General features: G+C 64.3%; 14 protein-coding genes. 12 read left to right on the forward strand and 2 right to left on the reverse strand.

Annotated elements, in window-relative coordinates:
* Positions 1-354: 354 nt before the first annotated feature.
* A complete protein-coding gene (locus N826_RS18525) occupies positions 355-678 on the reverse strand; it encodes a hypothetical protein (protein ID WP_044431275.1) in 324 nt (107 codons plus the stop codon).
* Positions 679-906: 228 nt separating this feature from the next.
* Between N826_RS18525 and gor the strand changes: the two genes are divergently transcribed.
* From gor to rpsD, 12 genes are all read left to right on the forward strand, one after another.
* The gene (gor, locus tag N826_RS18530; RefSeq protein ID WP_044431277.1) at positions 907-2,286 is read left to right on the forward strand and encodes a glutathione-disulfide reductase; all 1,380 of its coding nucleotides are present in this window, start codon (positions 907-909) and stop codon (positions 2,284-2,286) included.
* Positions 2,287-2,473: 187 nt separating this feature from the next.
* Complete coding sequence (locus tag N826_RS18535; protein ID WP_044431278.1) at positions 2,474-3,862, forward strand: class II 3-deoxy-7-phosphoheptulonate synthase; 1,389 nt, start codon at positions 2,474-2,476, stop codon at positions 3,860-3,862.
* A gap of 48 nt (positions 3,863-3,910) precedes the next feature.
* On the forward strand, positions 3,911-5,062 hold the full coding sequence (locus tag N826_RS18540; protein ID WP_044431280.1) for a nicotinate phosphoribosyltransferase: 1,152 nt from the start codon (positions 3,911-3,913) through the stop codon (positions 5,060-5,062).
* A 179-nt stretch (positions 5,063-5,241) separates the two neighbouring features.
* A complete protein-coding gene (locus tag N826_RS18545; protein WP_052831566.1) occupies positions 5,242-6,870 on the forward strand; it encodes a protoglobin domain-containing protein in 1,629 nt (542 codons plus the stop codon).
* A gap of 113 nt (positions 6,871-6,983) precedes the next feature.
* Complete coding sequence (locus N826_RS18550; RefSeq protein WP_044431281.1) at positions 6,984-8,624, forward strand: NAD+ synthase; 1,641 nt, start codon at positions 6,984-6,986, stop codon at positions 8,622-8,624.
* A 131-nt stretch (positions 8,625-8,755) separates the two neighbouring features.
* The gene (locus tag N826_RS18555; protein ID WP_044431433.1) at positions 8,756-10,048 is read left to right on the forward strand and encodes a cytochrome c peroxidase; all 1,293 of its coding nucleotides are present in this window, start codon (positions 8,756-8,758) and stop codon (positions 10,046-10,048) included.
* A 101-nt stretch (positions 10,049-10,149) separates the two neighbouring features.
* Complete coding sequence (gltX, locus tag N826_RS18560) at positions 10,150-11,493, forward strand: glutamate--tRNA ligase (protein WP_044431282.1); 1,344 nt, start codon at positions 10,150-10,152, stop codon at positions 11,491-11,493.
* A gap of 11 nt (positions 11,494-11,504) precedes the next feature.
* Complete coding sequence (cysS, locus tag N826_RS18565; RefSeq protein WP_044431284.1) at positions 11,505-12,881, forward strand: cysteine--tRNA ligase; 1,377 nt, start codon at positions 11,505-11,507, stop codon at positions 12,879-12,881.
* Positions 12,878-14,500, forward strand: coding sequence for a citramalate synthase (gene cimA / locus N826_RS18570; protein WP_147039959.1), 1,623 nt, complete (start codon positions 12,878-12,880; stop codon positions 14,498-14,500). Before cysS ends, cimA begins: the two co-directional genes overlap by 4 nt.
* Positions 14,501-14,504: 4 nt before the next feature.
* Positions 14,505-15,278, forward strand: coding sequence for an RNA methyltransferase (locus N826_RS18575; protein ID WP_044431285.1), 774 nt, complete (start codon positions 14,505-14,507; stop codon positions 15,276-15,278).
* An 81-nt stretch (positions 15,279-15,359) separates the two neighbouring features.
* A complete protein-coding gene (locus N826_RS43120) occupies positions 15,360-15,620 on the forward strand; it encodes a hypothetical protein (RefSeq protein ID WP_147039957.1) in 261 nt (86 codons plus the stop codon).
* Positions 15,621-15,927: 307 nt separating this feature from the next.
* Positions 15,928-16,542: a 30S ribosomal protein S4 gene (rpsD, locus tag N826_RS18580; protein WP_044431286.1), complete on the forward strand. Its 615-nt coding sequence runs from the start codon at positions 15,928-15,930 to the stop codon at positions 16,540-16,542.
* 95 nt (positions 16,543-16,637) lie between these two features.
* On the opposite strand, the gene rarD is transcribed toward rpsD, so the two are convergent.
* Positions 16,638-17,564 carry an EamA family transporter RarD gene (gene rarD / locus N826_RS18585; RefSeq protein WP_147039955.1) on the reverse strand — a complete coding sequence of 309 codons (927 nt, stop codon included), beginning with the start codon at positions 17,562-17,564 and terminating at the stop codon, positions 16,638-16,640.
* Positions 17,565-17,603 lie beyond the last annotated feature (39 nt).

Here is a 17,603-nt window from a genome sequence, read left to right on the forward strand (position 1 = left end):
GATTTTTTGCAGATCGGCAGAGCATTATGGGTCTTGACGGCGCCTCCGGATGTGCGACCATCTCCCCATATGCAAACAACGGAAAGGAGGTGATCCAATGTCTCATGGAGCAAAGCCTGTGACTGCCGCTCTGTTCGGTATCGCGGCTCTTCTGACGGCTGGGGTCGCCAGTGCCTGCCCTTCGCACACGACCCACTCCGCCCAAGCCCCTGCCGGCGGCACGTCCGCTGAACAGGGACAGAAGGCACCGACCGAATCACGCGGCTGACACCGGCTGCACCATGTTTGAGGCGGGCCGCCCCAGTGGGGCGGCCCGTTTCATTTCTACGGCCGCGAAACTTCAGCCACTGCCTTTCAGTCCGGGCCGAACCTCCGGACGATGGCTCCCCCGATGCTCTTCATCGCGGATACGACCGGCCAGACGCACCATGCCTGAAGCAGGGTGGCCGCCGCTCCGATCAGCGTTCCGAATATCAGCCCTACGGTCGTGACCCCGGTTACCTCGCCGAAGGCGCCATCGGACATGCCGACCGCCGCCGCGAGCATCAGGTACAAGCTGTACCGGCTCAGACACAGCGCCAGGATCAGGATGGCGGCAGCCGTAAGCGGACTGGCGGCCGATCCGGCGAACACGCCGACGAGCTCGATCAGGGGCGCCAAGGCGTCACGGTGGTCCATCGTCCGATCCCCCCGGAACGGCGGCCGGGAAAATAATGGCCGGCGCCGCCCTGTGCATAAGGCTACCGCGGCGCATCATACGTCATGGCCGGGCGTGGCCGGAAGTCTCCATCCATGCCGGGCGCGGGAGCTATGCGGATGCGGCCGCTTCCGTCTTGTGCCTTCCATCGCCATCTGCGTTAGGCTAAGGCATCTTCTGATATGGTTGTTGGGGGAAGGGAATAGACGATGGCTTCCTATGATTTTGATCTGTTCACCATCGGCGCAGGGTCGGGCGGCGTTGCCGCCAGCCGGCGCGCGGCGGCCTATGGCGCCCGCGTGGCGATCTGTGAAGGGAGCAAGGTCGGCGGCACCTGCGTCATCCGGGGCTGCGTACCGAAGAAGCTGCTGGTCTACGGCGGCCAGTTCCGCGACGCCTTCGAAGACGCGGTCGGCTACGGCTGGGATGCCACGATCCCCGAATTCCACTGGGGCAAGCTGCTCGACGCCAAGGACCGCGAGATCGACCGGCTGAACCGGATCTATATCGGTATGCTGGAGAAGGCCGGCGTCACCCTGTTCGAAGGGTTCGGCCGCCTGATCGATCGCCATACCGTAGAAGTCGCCGGGCGCCGCTACACCGCCAGGACGATCCTGATAGCGGTGGGCGGCCATCCGGTAGGTCCCGACCTGCCAGGCTTCGAACACGCGATCAGCTCCAACGAGGCGCTCGACCTCAAGGAACTGCCGAAGCGCATGGTGATCGTCGGCGGCGGCTATATCGCCGTCGAGTTCGCCGGCATCTTCAACGCGCTCGGTGTCAACGTAACGATGATGATCCGGAGCGGCGACCTGCTCAACGGCTTCGACGACGACATCCGTCAGGCCCTGGCACAGGAAATGACGAAGCGCGGCATCACGATCCTGACCGGCGTCAAACTCGACCGCCTGGAGAAACTGGACGATGGCTATTGCGTCGTCACCAGGTCCGGCGAGCGGTACCCGACGGAACTGGTATTCGCCGCGACCGGGCGGGTGCCCAATACCCGCAACCTGGGCTTGGAGGAAGTCGGCATCGTCATGGATGCCAAGGGCGGCGTGAAGGTCGATTCCTGGTCGCGGACCAATATCGACAACATCTATGCGGTCGGCGACGTCACCAACCGGGTGGCCCTGACGCCTGTCGCCATCGCCGAGGGTAGGTCGTTCGTCGAGACGATGTACAACGACAACCCGATGGAAGTCGACTACTCCAACATCCCGACCGCCGTGTTCAGCAGCCCGCCGATCGGGACGGTCGGTCTGACCGAGGCCCAGGCCCGTCAGATCTGCGGCGAGATCGATGTCTACAAGAGTGCGTTCAGGCCAATGAAGAATACCATCAGCGGCCGGGACGAACGGACGCTGATGAAGCTTGTGGTGGATCGCAAGAGCGACCGGGTCATGGGTGCCCACATGCTGGGTCCGGACTCTCCGGAAATCGTCCAGGGCCTTGCCATCGCCATGAACTGCGGTGCCACCAAGCGGCAGTTCGACCGCACTATCGGGCTTCATCCGTCTGCGGCGGAAGAATTCGTCACGATGCGCGACAAGGCTCCCGATCCCACACAGCAGCAGGCGGCCGAATAACGGGTCTTCCGGCATGTCCAACCCCCATGTCCAACCCGTGTGCGGAGGACATGCCCGCCCTCGAGTCGCCGGAGGTTGTTTAGTGTGGAAAACGCTGGCTGAACCAAGTATAGCCAGACGTCTTGGATAAACGATAATTGACCGGGCCTTTGGCAAAGCCGTCCGGTCCCTGTGGAGGTATGGTACAATGGCCGAACGCTGGACTCCCAACACCTGGCGCTCGAAGCCTGTCAAGCAGATGCCGTTCTATGCCGATCAGGCCAAACTGGCCGCGGCCGAGCAGCGTCTGTCCAACTATCCGCCGCTGGTGTTCGCCGGCGAGGCGCGCCGACTGAAGTCGGCCCTGGCCGACGTCGCGGGCGGCAAGGCGTTCCTGCTCCAGGGCGGCGACTGCGCCGAGAGCTTTGCCGAGTTCCATCCCAACAACATCCGCGATACCTTCCGCGTCCTGCTCCAGATGGCCGTCGTGCTGACGTTCGGTGGAGCGACGCCGGTGGTCAAGGTCGGCCGCATGGCCGGCCAGTTCGCCAAGCCGCGCTCGGCCGATACCGAGACGATCGACGGCGTCGAACTGCCGGCATATCGCGGCGACATCATCAATGGCTTCGACTTCGAGTCCGTCTCGCGGGAGCCGGACCCCGACCGCATGGTCCAGGCGTACAACCAGTCCGCCGCCACGCTCAACCTGCTGCGCGCCTTCGCCCAGGGCGGCTATGCCGACCTGCACAAGGTCCACCAGTGGAATCTCGGCTTCGTCGAGCGCAGCCCGGCGGGCGAGCGCTACCGCGACCTCGCCGACCGGCTTGACGAGACGCTGAACTTCATGGCGGCCTGCGGCATCACCGGCGAAACCACGCCGCAACTGCGCGAGACCGACTTCTTCACCAGCCACGAAGCGCTGCTGCTGCCGTACGAGGAAGCGCTGACCCGGATCGACAGCACCACTGGCGACTGGTACGACGTGTCGGCGCATATGCTGTGGATCGGCGACCGCACCCGCCAGCCAGACCATGCCCATGTTGAGTTCCTGCGCGGTGTGAAGAACCCGATCGGCCTGAAATGCGGCCCGACAAGCGACCCGGACGAGCTGATCCGCCTGATCGACATGCTGAACCCGGCGAACGAGCCGGGCCGGCTGACCCTGATCGCCCGCATGGGTTTCGAGAAGGTCCAGGACAAGCTTCCGGCCCTGATCCGAAAGGTCCAGAAAGAGGGCAGGGTGGTCGTGTGGGCCTGCGACCCTATGCACGGCAACACGATCAAGTCCTCGACCGGCTACAAGACCCGTCCGTTCGACCGCATCCTGTCGGAAGTGAAGGACTTCTTCGCGGTCCATCAGGCCGAAGGCACGCACCCCGGCGGTGTCCATTTCGAACTGACCGGCCAGGACGTGACCGAATGCACCGGCGGTGCCCAGGCGATCACCGACCATGCGCTGGCCAAGCGCTACCATACCCACTGTGATCCACGGCTCAATGCCAGTCAGGCTCTTGAACTGGCTTTCCTTATCGCCGAAGGTCTGAAGGGAAGCCGCATGCAGCAGGACCGGGATCGCCGGACCGCCGCGGCGGAGTGACCTGATCAAAACCAGCCCGGCAACGGGACCAACAAGAGCACCAAGACCTTGGACAGTCAGGAAGACAGCAAGCCGCAACGCCTCAATCCATCGGTCGCCGAGATCGCCCGCTGGACGGACACCTACTTTCTGCGGACCAAGGCCACAGTGGGCCGGTTTGGCGACAAGCGGGTCACATACGCGATCTTCATGCGCCGGCCGGTGGTATCGGCCCCTCGGCTTGCGGTGGAGTGGCTCGAGGGTGTTGCCCGTGAACGTGGGTTCGAAGTCGAAATCGACCTGATCCATCGGGAGGGCCGGTGGGTCGGTGCCGGCGAGCCGATCCTGTATATCTCCGGTCCGCTCTACCATCTCGTCGACCTGGAGACATTGCTTCTGATGAAGTTGGGTCCCGCCTGCGTGTCGGCCTACAACGCCTTCACGATGTGCGCGGACCTACCCAAGGTCGCCTTCCTCGCCATGGACGCCCGGCACTGCGCCGGCACCGACATGGCGGAGATCATGGCCTATGCGGCCAGTGTCGGTTCGGCGCGGGCGGCACGAAAAGTCGGTGCGGTCGGCTTCATCGGCAACGCCACGGATGCCACCGCTCATTACTTCGGCCGCACCGCCGGCATGGGCACAATGCCCCACGCGCTGATCGGCTATGCCGGGTCGACCGCGCGCGCCGCCGAGATGTTCCACGAAACCTTCCCCGATCAGGATCTGACCGTTCTGGTCGACTACTTCGGCCGGGAAGTGACCGATAGCCTGGAGGTCTGCCGCCGCCTGCCGGAGCTTGCGGCCTCCGGCCGCCTCAGCATGCGGATCGATACGCCGGGCGGACGCTTCATCGAAGGGCTTGACCCGCCAGGCTCCTATGCCGTGCTGGAAAAGCACGTTCCCTCGGCGATCCGTGGCTACCGGGACGAGACCCAGCTTCGCTACTTGATCGGAACCGGCGTTTCCGCCGCCGCGATCTTCCATCTGCGCGATGCGTTGGACGCGGCCGGCTTCGACAAGGTCAAGATTGTTGCCAGCAGCGGTTTCAGCCCGGCCAAGTGCCGTATCATGGCGGAAGCGCAGGCGCCGATCGATGTGATCGGCACCGGCAGCTATCTGCCGGAGCGCTGGACCGAAACCTACGCCACCGCCGACATCATCGAATATGACGGTGAGAAGCGCGTCAAGGTAGGCCGCGAGTTCCTGTTCAGGAAGTAGCCGTATACCCAGGAAGCTTCGACGTCATTTCTGTTCCGCCGACCGATCGCATGCAGGCGGCGGAACAGAAATTTTCCATCCGAAGGTCGTATTTTCTCTTTCCGCTGTAATCCTTTGGTTATAGAACCCGCTCAGGATTGCATGATCTAGCGCGGTCGACTTTGGGGAGCGGGAACAGGATGGCGAATAAACTGGATCGTGAAGTACGGCTGAACTTTCTGGGCATCGACGACGACACCCGCGAGGCTCTCAGGAACTTCACTCCCATTCTGGAAGCGACGCTGCCAAAGCTCCTGGAGCGATTTTACGCCCACATGGCAGCCAATCCCGATACCCGCGCCATGCTGTCCGGCGTATCTGTCGATCATCTGAAGAGTGCGCAGAGCAAGCATTGGACCGCCCTGTTCGCGGGTACCTTCGATGAAGCGCAGCTCGAAGATACCGTCGCGATCGGTACGACGCACCAGCGGATCGGGCTGGAACCGCGCTGGTATATCGGCGGCTACGCCCTTGCGATGACTGATCTGATGGCGGCAGCGGTGGACAAGTACCGTTGGCAGCCGGCCAAGCTGAAAAACGTCCTGCGCGCCATCGTCCAGACCGTTTGTCTGGACATGGACCTAGCGATCTCCTGCTACATCGAGTCCGGTGACGAGAACCGCCAGAAGGAACTCTGGCAACTCGCGGATACCCTCGAGACGGAGGTACACTCCGTCGTCAGCCATGTCGCCGAAAGCGGCGGCCATGTCGCCGACGTAACGCGCCGGACCTCGGCCGCGATCGACCGTGTCGCCGGCAACGCCGTCGCCGTCGCATCCGCCGCCGAGCAAGCGACCGCCAGCTTCGAGACGGTCGCCGCCGCCGGTGAGGAACTGTCCGCCTCAGTGTCCGAGATCAGCCGCCAGGTCAACGAGTCGCGCACCGTCACGCGGCAGGCGGTCGATCAGGCAGCCGCCGCCAACGACAGCGTCAACGGCCTTGCCCAGGCAGCCGGTGAAATCGGCCAGATCGTCCGCGTCATCAACGAGATCGCCAGCCAGACCAACCTGCTGGCGCTCAATGCGACGATCGAGGCCGCTCGTGCCGGCGAAGCCGGCAAGGGCTTCGCCGTCGTCGCCAACGAAGTCAAGGCGCTGGCGAACCAGACGGCCCGTGCGACCGAACAGATTTCCGCCCAGATTTCCCGCATCCAGGCGGAAACCGAGAAGGCGGTCACCGGTATCCAGACCATCGTCGGCGTCATCCACGAGGTCGAGGGGATTTCCGCCGGGATCGCCGCCGCGATCGAGGAACAGACGGCCTCGACCGGAGAGATCAGCCGGAGCGTGCTGGAAGCGGCAGCCGGTACGCGGCAGGTCGCCAGCAACATCACGGAAGTCGCGCATGACACGGGTCAGGCGTCGGACCTGATGCACGAGGTGCACAGCGTTACCGGAACGATGACGACCCAGGTCGGCAGCCTTCAGAACGAGATCGATCGTCTGATGAGCACGATGCGGACCCACAAGGTGTTCGACCGGCGCATCCATCAGCGCAGGCCGGTCAGCTTCCAGGTTTCCGTCTCCAGTGGCGGCGCCAACCGCAATGTCCAGATGATCAACCTGTCGGCCGGTGGCGCCGCCCTGGTCGGCTTCGTCGAAGGAACGAGCGGTGGACGGCTCGACCTGAACCTGCCGGGCCTTGCCGGAGGATTGCGGGGACAGATCCTCTCGGCCGACCAGAGTGCTACGCACCTGAAATTCGAGCGCGTGCTCACTCCCGCCGAGGTGGCCGGCGTCCTGCGGGCGACAGGATCGGCCGCTGCCTGACGGCTTCCCTCGCCACCTGCCGTCGGCATGTCGGGAAGGCCGGTAGCGAGGATTGACAGGGCGGGGATGACTGATACCTTCGCCGGCGACGATACCCCGGGAGCCCGCGCGCCATGACAGACCGCATCGCCATCGCCTTGGCCCAGATCAACCCGACAGTCGGTGCGATAGCGGCGAATATCGGCCGGATCCGAGCCGCGCGGGCCGAAGCGGCGGCTCGATCATCCGATCTGGTGGTATGCCCGCAGCTATCGGTAACCGGTTGCCCTTTGGGCGATCTCGCGACAAGCTCCTTCTTCCTGGATGCGGTCGAGGCCGCCGTCCGCGAGTTCGCGGCTGAAACCTCGGATGGCGGTCCCGCCGTGTTGCTGGGGGCGCCCTGGCGGTCGGACGGCAAGGTTCATGACGCAGCGCTGCTGCTCGAAGCCGGCGCCATCGCGACGGTGCGATTCCGCCATGTCGCGCCGGCGGAGCGGACCGCGTCATATTCGGTCGGACCGGTGCCGGGACCGCTGAACTTCCGGGGTGTGCGTTTCGGCGTGCTCGTCGGCGACGACATCTCGACCCCCGACGTCGCGGAGGCGCTGAGCGAATGCGGCGCCGAGCTGCTGGTCCACCTGTCCGCCGTGCCCTTCGCTCCGGACACCCTGGACCGGCGGGTCGGCGTTGCGGTCGCGCGCGTGACCGAGACGGGCCTACCTCTCCTCACGGTGAACCTGATCGGCGGTCAGGACGATCTGGTATTTGACGGCTCGTCCTTCGCGCTGGGTGCGGACCGTGCGCTGAAAGCGCATGCCCCCGCCTTCCGGGAAGCTCTCCTGGTGACCCGCTGGGAGCGTGGCGGCGAGAGCTGGACGGCCAGGGAGGGCGAATTGGCGCCGCCTCCGTCCGGTAATGAAGCCGTCTGGCAGGCGCTCACATCAGGGCTGCGGGACTACGTCAACAAGAACGGCTTCGCGACGGTCGTTCTCGGCCTGTCCGGCGGACTCGACAGCGCAGTGGCCGCGGCGGTGGCGGTGGATGCCCTCGGCCCCGATCGGGTGCGCCCGGTATTTCTTCCGTCCCCCGTCACGACGCGGCAGAGCCTCCAGGACGCCCATGAGGTTGCGGAACTGCTCGGCTGTACGCTTGAGAAAATCGTCATCGATCCGGCTCTCAAGGCTTTCGAGACGATGCTGGCGCCGCTTGTCGCGGGCCGGGACCCCGACGTCACCGAAGAAAACGTCCAGCCGCGGGTCCGCGCCGTGACCCTGTTGCAGTTGTCCAACAAGTTCGGCGCGCTGGTGCTGTCATCGCTCAACAGGTCGGACCTATACGCCGGATTCTTCACCCTGAGCGGCGACGTTTCCAACGGCTTCGCGATCCTGCGCGATCTCTACAAGACCGATATCGTGGCACTGGCTCAATGGCGTAACGGCGCTCTGCCCGAGGGCGTCCACGGCCCCGCCGGCAGGGTCGTCCCGGAATACGTCATCAACCGCCCGCCCTGCGCCGAGTTGAAGCCCGACCGGACCGACGTGGACAACCTGCCGCCCTATGACATTCTCGACGATATTCTTCGCTGCCTGATCGATCAGGACCTGGGAACCGCCGCCATACTGGAGCGCGGCCATGATCTCATCACGCTGGAACGGGTCTGGCGCATGGTCGTCCGTGCCGAATACAAGCGCCGCCAAGCGCCTCCCGGCGTCAGTCTAGGCCTCGGCAAGGCAAAACGCTTCCCGATCACCAACGGCTTCGCGGCGCTTTCCTGAAGATGCACTGGGTTTGAAAAGCTGCGGACCTGAAAATTACGGCGAGGCTATTCCGCCGCATCGCAAATGCGACTGACTTGCACTATGTTTCGGATCACGCCCAACTGCCCTGCCGCGTGACCGAGAAGCCGATGCGTCCCCTTGCCGTCCTCATCCTGTTGACCGCCCTGGCTCCCTTGCCGGCATCTGCCGGAAAGCCGCTCGATCGCGCAACAGCCTCCGTGCTCGCCGACTTCGTCCGCCCGACCACGGTCCCGTACCCCGACAGCAACCCCTACAGCAAGGCGAAGGTCGAACTCGGTCGGAAGCTGTTCTTCGACACCGCCCTGTCCGGCGACGGCACCCGTTCCTGTGCGACATGCCATGCGCCCGTTTCCGGCTGGCAGGACGGCGTCGCCCGGCACCAGGCCCTCGACGGCACCATGCTAGGCCGCCGCACCCCGTCGGCTCAGGACGGTGCTTGGGGTGAGCTGTTCTTCTGGGACGGCAGGGCGGCCAGCCTGGAAGAGCAGGCGCTCGGTCCCGTCCAGAGCGTCCTGGAAATGAACCAGACTCTGGACGGCATGGTCAGGACCCTGGAAGCCAAGCCGGAATATTCCGGTCTCTTCGCGGGCGCCTTCCCCGAGAATCCGAAGATCACGCCGGACACGGTCGCCAAGGCCATCGCCACGTTCGAGCGCAGTCTGGTATCGGGCATCACCCCGTTCGACCGCTGGGTTGCCGGCGACGACAAGGCAATCAGCCGGGAGGCGAAGCGGGGCTTCGACGTCTTCACGGGACAGGCCGGGTGCGTATCCTGCCACTCCGGCTGGCAGTTCACCGACCATGCCTTCCACGATATCGGCCTGCCGAGCGACGACCTCGGCCGGGGCGCCATCATCAAGGTTCCGGAACTGAACCACGCGTTCAAGACGCCGACGCTGCGCAACGTCGCCGACCGGGCGCCCTACATGCATGACGGCTCCATCGATACGCTGGAGGGGGTGGTGGAGCATTATCGCAGCGGCATCGTCCAGCGCCCGACGCTGTCGCCCGACCTTCCCAGGATCGACGCGCTGAGCGACCGCGATATCAAGGACCTCGTCGCTTTCCTGCACTCCCTCAGCCCCGATCCCGCAACGGCGGCCGACAGCCTGACGGCATCGGCGCCAAGCGCTACCGACGCGTCGGATACCCTGACCATCGTGCAGAAGAACAAGCAGTTCAGCGAGCGGCATGTCCACATTAGCGCCGGTCAGGCGCTCACGATCGAGAACCACGACACCCGGGCGCACAACATCCAGGTGTTCAGCGAGAACCTGGAGTTCAACAGCGGCTATCAGGAACCCGGCGAACATGTCAGCCTGCCCTTCACCCAGGCCGGCACCTATCACGTCTTCTGCGGCATCCACCCCAAGATGAAGCTCCAGGTGGACGTGAAGTAGTTCAGCCCGGAAGTTTCCGTCATTTCACACAGGCTCATGGTGTGCTATCGGTCCGGCCCTGGTTTCCGGATTTAAACAGCATTCTCAATGAGCCGAGCCCCATGAGCGTCGCCGTCCGTTTCGCTCCCAGTCCGACCGGTATGCTCCACGTCGGCAACATCCGTCTGGCGCTGATCAACTGGCTGTTCGCCCGTTCGCACGGCGGCAGTTTCCTGCTGCGCCTGGACGATACTGACCTGGAACGTTCGACGGCTGAATTCGCCGCCGGGATAGAGCGCGACCTTGGCTGGCTCGGCCTGGATTGGGACCGCTTCGCCCGCCAGTCCGACCGCCTCGACCGCTACCATCTGGCCATGGAAGCGCTGAAACGCTCCGGCCGGCTTTATCCCTGCTACGAGACGGCCGAGGAACTGTCCCTGAAGCGCAAGAGTCTGCTTGGACGCAGCCTGCCGCCGATCTACGACCGGTCCGCCCTCAAGCTGACCGACGAGGATCGCGCGCGGCTGGAAGGGGAAGGCCGCAGGCCGCATTGGCGCTTCCTTCTCCGGCACGATCCGGTCGAATGGGACGATCTGGTGCGCGGCCCGCAGCACTTCCATGGCCGCGACCTCAGCGATCCCGTCCTGATCCGGGAAGACGGCCGCATTCTCTATACCCTGTCGTCCATCGTAGACGATATCGAGCTTGGCATCACCCACGTCATCCGGGGTGAAGACCACGTCGCCAACACAGCCGTTCAGATCCAGCTCTGGCAGGCGCTGGACGGACCGGTGCCGACCTTTGCCCATCTGCCGCTGCTGAGCGACGCCACCGGCGCCGCCCTGTCCAAGCGGCTCGGCAGCATCGGGATCTCCCATCTGCGCGACGAGGAGGGCGTCGAGCCGATGGCGATCAACAGCCTTCTCGCCAAGCTCGGCACGTCGGACGCGATTGAAGCCCGGCTGACGCTGGCCGAACTGGTGGCCGAGTTCGACATGGCGAAGGTTTCGCGCGGCGCTCCCAAGTTCGACCCGGAAGAACTGAAGCGCCTCAATGCCCGCGTGCTCCACGCGACCCCATTCCAGTCGATCGCGACCCGGCTCGAAGCCAAGGGCTATGCCGGCGTGGACGAGGTCTTCTGGAACGCCGTCCGGGCAAACCTGTCCCGCCTGGACGACATCGCCGAGTGGTGGCATGTCGCGCGCGAGCCGATCCAGCCCGTTATCGAAGACGCCGAATTCGCCGCCGCCGCCGCTTCGCTGCTGCCGGCGGAGCCGTGGGACGATACGACATGGAGCGCCTGGACCGGTGCCGTCAAGACGGCTACCGGCCGCAAGGGCAAGGCTTTGTTCATGCCCCTGCGTCAGGCTCTCACAGGCCTGGATCATGGACCGGAACTCAAGAATTTGTTACCTCTGATAGGCCGCGAACGGGCAGGCGCCCGGCTCGCCGGACAGGTCTCTTAAGGATAAAACCGGTGCCGCTCGATCTTTTCAATACGCTCACCCGCCGGAAAGAACATTTTGAACCGCTGGTGGCGGGGAAGGTGGGCCTCTATGTCTGCGGCCCGACCGTCTATGATTATGCCCATATTGGAAATGCGCGGCCGGTGGTCGTGTTCGACGTGCTGTACCGGCTGCTCAAGCACCTCTACCCGGAGGTCCGCTACGTCCGCAACATTACCGACGTCGATGATAAGATCATCGACCGGGCAAGGCTGAGCGGCGAACCGATCGACAGCGTGACGACCCGCACGACCGACGCCTACCATCAGGACATGGCGGCGCTGAACGCGCTGCCGCCCGATATCGAGCCGCGCGCGACCCGCCACATCGCCCAGATGGTCCGAATGATCGGGAAGCTGATCGATCAAGGCAACGCCTACGAGGCCGATGGCCATGTCCTGTTCAGCGTCCCCTCCATGGCCGACTATGGCATGCTCTCCCGTCGCTCGCGCGACGAACTGATCGCCGGGGCGCGTGTGGAAGTAGCGCCCTACAAGCGCGATCCCGCCGACTTCGTACTGTGGAAACCGTCCGTGGACGATTGCCCCGGCTGGCCGAGCCCCTGGGGGCGCGGGCGGCCCGGTTGGCATATCGAGTGCTCGGCCATGGCCGCCGAGCATCTCGGGGAGACGTTCGACATCCATGGCGGCGGGCTGGACCTGATCTTCCCGCACCATGAGAACGAGATCGCGCAGTCGGTCTGCTCCCACGGCGGTGCGCCGCTGGCGCGCTATTGGGTGCATAACGGCTTCCTGACCGTGGAAGGCGAGAAGATGTCCAAGAGCCTGGGCAACTTCTTCACCGTCCGCGACCTGCTGGGCGAGTTCCCGGGCGAAGCGATCCGCCTGACCCTGCTCGGTGCCCATTACCGCCAGCCGCTCGATTTCACCCGCGACCTGCTTCGCCAGTCCAAGGGCAACCTGGACCGCTGGTACAACGCGCTCCGCTGCGCCGATGAGGCTCCGTCCAAGGCCGATGTCCCGTTCGAAGTCCTGGCCGCCTTGGAGGACGACCTGAACACGCCGATGGCGATCGGCCACGTCCACGCGCTGGCGACGGCACTCAACAAGGCAACCGATCCGGCCGAGAAGGCGCGGTTGAAGGGCGGCTTGCTGGCGGCGGGATGCCTGCTCGGTATCCTCCAGCAGGACCCGGTCGCGTGGTTCCAGGGCGAAGCCGGCGACGCCGCCACTGACGACGCCGCCATGATCGAAGACCTGATCGAGCGGCGCAAGGAAGCCCGCAAGTCGAAGAACTTCGCCGAAGCCGACCGCATCCGCAAGGAACTGACCGACATGGGCATCGTGCTCGAGGACGGCCCCGGCGGCACCACCTGGAAGCGGGCATGACCATGGGCGACCGGATATACCTGTTCGACACGACCCTCCGCGACGGCGCCCAGACACAGGGCGTCGATTTTTCGGTTGCCGACAAGGTGGCGATAGCGCGGGAACTGGACCTGCTCGGCATCGACTATGTCGAAGGCGGCTGGCCCGGCGCCAATCCGACCGACGACGCCTTCTTCGCCGACCCGCCGGAACTCCGCAACGCCACCTTCACGGCATTCGGCATGACCCGCCGCCCCGGACGCAGCGCCGCCAACGATCCGGGCCTCGTCGGCTTGACCAGTGCGAAATGCGACGCCGTCTGCATGGTCGGCAAGACCTGGGACTTCCATGTCGATGTCGCGCTGAACATTCCCCGTGAAGAGAACCTGGAGCTGATCCGCGACAGCATCGCCCTGATCGTCGAGCGCAAGGGCGAAGCGCTGTTCGACGCCGAGCACTTCTTCGACGGCTTCAAGGCCAATCCCGATTACGCGATGCGGTGCCTACTGGCCGCCTACGAGGCGGGCGCACGCTGGATCGTGCTATGCGACACCAACGGCGGCACGCTGCCTGACGAAGTCGAAAGCATCGTCCGCGCGGTGGCAGAGCGGATTCCCGGCACCAGCCTTGGGATCCACACGCACAACGACACCGACAATGCCGTCGCCAACTCGCTGGCGGCGATCCGTGCGGGCGCCCGGATGGTGCAGGGGACGCTGAACGGGTTGGGCGAGCGCTGCGGCAACGCCAACCTCGTTTCCCTGATACCGACGCTCATGCTGAAGATGGGCTACGAGACGGGCATCACCGCCGACGGGCTGCGCCGTCTCTCGCACGTCTCCCGCACCTTGGACGAGCGGCTGAACCGTGCGCCCAACCGGCACGCTCCCTATGTCGGGGAAAGCGCCTTCGCCCACAAGGGCGGCCTGCATGTCTCGGCGGTCGAGAAGGACCCCGCCAGCTACGAGCATGTCGAGCCATCGACCGTCGGCAACCGCCGGACCATCGTCGTGTCCGATCAGGCTGGCCGCTCCAACCTGCTCGCCCGCTTCCGCGAGATCGGGATCGAGATCGACGCGAAAGACGAGCGGATCAACACCCTGGTCGATCTGGTCAAGCGCCGCGAATACGACGGCTACGCCTATGACGGGGCGGAGGCCAGCTTCGAGCTTCTGGCCCGGCGCGGCCTTGGCGAAGTACCCGACTTCTTCCGCCTCCAGTCCTTCCGCGTGATCGACGAGCGGCGCTGGAACGCGCGGAACGAGCTGATCACCCTGTCGGAAGCGACCATCAAGCTCGACGTCGGCACCCAGTCCGTCATGACGGTGGCGGAAGGGAACGGCCCGGTCAACGCCCTGGACACAGCTCTGCGCAAAGCGCTGCTGCCGGTCTATCCTGCCCTGGAAGGCCTGCGGCTGGTCGACTACAAGGTCCGCATCCTGACCCCCAACGACGGGACCAAGGCCGTGACGCGGGTCATGATCGAGAGCACCGACGGCTACGGCAACCGCTGGACCACGGTCGGGGTTTCGGCCAACGTGATCGACGCCTCCTACAACGCGCTGCATGACAGCATTACATACCGGCTGTTCCGTGCCTTGGGCACCGGGACGCCGGACGCATCATCCGATGACAGATAGAGACATGGCAGGAACCAACCCGATGCGGGAGTCCGTCCTGGGCGGCCCCGCGATCATTCTGATCGAACCGCAGCTTGGCGAGAATATCGGCACCTGTGCCAGAGCGATGTTGAACTGCGGACTGACCGACCTTCGTCTGGTCCGTCCGCGCGACGGCTGGCCGAGCGGCAGCGCCAAGGCCGCTGCCTCCGGCGCCGACATCGTGCTCGACAATGCCCGCCTGTGCGACACGACGGAGGAGGCGATCGCCGACCTTTCCCACGTCTTCGCCACCACGGCCCGCAACAGGGGAATGATCAAGCGCATCATGACCCCGCGCGAAGCGGCGGTGGAGATGCGGGCACAGTCGTCCGCCGGCCTCTCGACCGGCGTGCTCTTCGGGCCGGAACGCACCGGCCTGTTCAACGACGATCTGGCGCTGGCCGACACCAGCCTGACGGTCCCGCTCAATCCCTCCTTCAGCTCGCTCAATCTAGCGCAGGCGGTGCTTCTGATCGGCTATGAATGGTACCAGACCGGCGACGTCACGCCCGGCCGCTATCTCCATACCGGCGCTACCCGCCCCGCCAATAAAGAAGAGCTGGTAAACTTCTTCGATCACCTGGAGCAGGAGCTGAGCGGCAGCGGCTTCTTCTCGTCGCCGGAAAAGAAGCCCTCAATGATTAGATCGATAAGAAATTGTTTCCAGAGGATGGACTTGACGGAACAGGAGGTCCGGACTTTCCATGGCATAGTGTCAGCCTTGACCGGCCGGAAGCGAGTTTATCCCAAAGAATAGGTGGAATGGATACTTCTCTAACTACAATTTAGTGGCATGTTCCTTGCTGATACTCCGATAGTTCGTATATCGGAGGTCACCATGGACTTAAGGAAATTTGGCGAAAGCCTCACTCGTGCAATCCGCCATTTGCAAATTGCGGGTCAACCTGCAAAACCCCGGGCCAGAGTGGCGGAAGCAGGCATTCTGCTCAACGACGCGACGATCGAGATCGAAGCCGTCATCGAGGAGATCGAGCGGTCCGCAATCGATGACGTTGTCAGGGCCGACCTGCATGAAGCCACGGCGCTGATCCAGGAGGCACTCCAGCTACTCACCGGCGTCCATCGGCGACTGGCGTAGAAGCGGATACGGACAGCGATCTTCGCACAGTGATCGATCGCTTTCCGACTCATGCCCAGTATGCCGATGCAATGGACATTCCCGTATGGTCATTGCGTCGGCAAGTGATCGGACTCGAAAAGATGCCGCTTCTCGGCGCTTTCCCTGCCGCCCCGGTGCATCGGTATTTGACTTTGCCTTCCGCATCCGTATAGTGCGGCGCTTCCTCCCAAGAAGGTGGGCGTGCTTATGGTAACGCCCCGTCCGCGGACGTTCGCTTCCGGCAGGACCTATTGGGACAACAAACAGTGCTGAAAGCGATAATCGTATGAGCAAGCGTCAAGAGTCCAAGTACAAGATCGACCGCCGTCTGGGCGTCAACCTCTGGGGCCGCCCCAAGAGCCCGATCAACCGCCGTGAGTACGGTCCCGGCCAGCATGGTCAGCGCCGCAAGAAGCCGTCCGACTTCGGCTTGCAGCTGATGGCCAAGCAGAAGCTGAAGGGCTACTACGGCAACATCGGCGAGAAGCAGTTCCGCCGTCTCTACGCCGAAGCCGTCCGCCGCCGTGGCGACACCGGCGAGAACCTGATTCAGCTGCTCGAGCGTCGTCTCGATGCGGTCGTCTACCGCATGAAGTTCGTCCCGACCCCGTTCGCGGCCCGTCAGTTCGTCAACCACGGCCATGTCCGCGTCAACGGCAAGCGGGTCAACATCCCGTCCTACCAGGTCAAGGACGGCGACGTCATCGAGGTCAAGCAGAAGTCCAAGCAGATGGCGCTGGTCCTCGAGGCGATCGCTTCGGGTGAGCGCGACATCCCCGATTACCTGGACGTCGATACCGGCTCCCTCAAGGGCACCTTCGTCCGTGCCCCGGCTTTCGCCGACGTGCCGTATCCGGTCCAGATGGAACCGAACCTCGTGGTCGAGTTCTACAGCCGCTGATTACCGGCTGATACAAACTTTAAAAGGGCCGCCTGTGCGAACAGGCGGCCCTTTCTTTATGCGCTCGATGCCCGGCTGTGCTCGACGGCCAGAACTCAGTGCCGGGCGCGGTGGCTCAGAAAGGCGTCGGTGCTGTAGATCGCCAGCGCAAGCCAGATCAGGCCGAAGGCGACGGCATGGGCGCCGCTGAACTCCTCGCCGAAGATCATCACGCCGATCGCCAGTTGAAGCGTCGGGGACAGATACTGCATCAGGCCCACGGTGGACAGCTTCAGGCGTTGAGCGCCCATATTGAAGAAGATCAGGGGCAGGGCCGTGATGACGCCCGAGATGACCAGCAAGGACGCCATGCCGGGAGCCTCAAGCGAGAACGTCGCGGTGCCGTCGCTCCACAGCCAGAGCAGGTAGGCAGCCGCCAACGGCGTCAGCAGCGCCGTCTCGACCAGCAGGCCGACCAGCGGATCGATAGCGGCCTTCTTGCGGATCAGGGCATAGAAACCGAACGACGTCGCCAGGGTCAAAGAAATCCACGGCAACTCACCCAGGCTGACAAGCAGGCTGGACACGCCCAGCGTCGCCAACGCCACGGAAAACAGCTGCTTGCGGTTCAGCCGTTCTCCCAGGAACAGCATGCCGAGCAGGACGTTGACCAGCGGATTGATGTAGTAGCCAAGGCTGGTCTGCACGATATGGTCGTTGTTGACGGCCCAGATGAACAATCCCCAGTTCGTCGTCACCAGGGCGGTCGTCACGATGTAGAGGCCGACACTGCGCAGGCTGGACAAGGCCCGGGGGACGTCGCGCAGGTCCCGCAGGATCGCGACCAGCGCCACCATGAGCAGGAGCGACCAGATCACCCGGTGAGACAGGATCTCGAGCGACGTGGCCGGTCGCAAGGCCCTGAAGAACAGCGGCGCCAGCCCCCACATGAAGAAGGCGCCCAAGGCATAGAGGATGCCGACGACGGTGGGATCGACGGGCGTCCGTGCGACGGCTGCGTCGGACGTTTTCCCTGAAGGCATGTGCGGCGATTGGGACATATCCGCTGATTAACACGCCAG

The sequence above is a fragment of the Skermanella aerolata KACC 11604 genome, from assembly GCF_000936425.1.
GTDB lineage: Bacteria > Pseudomonadota > Alphaproteobacteria > Azospirillales > Azospirillaceae > Skermanella > Skermanella aerolata.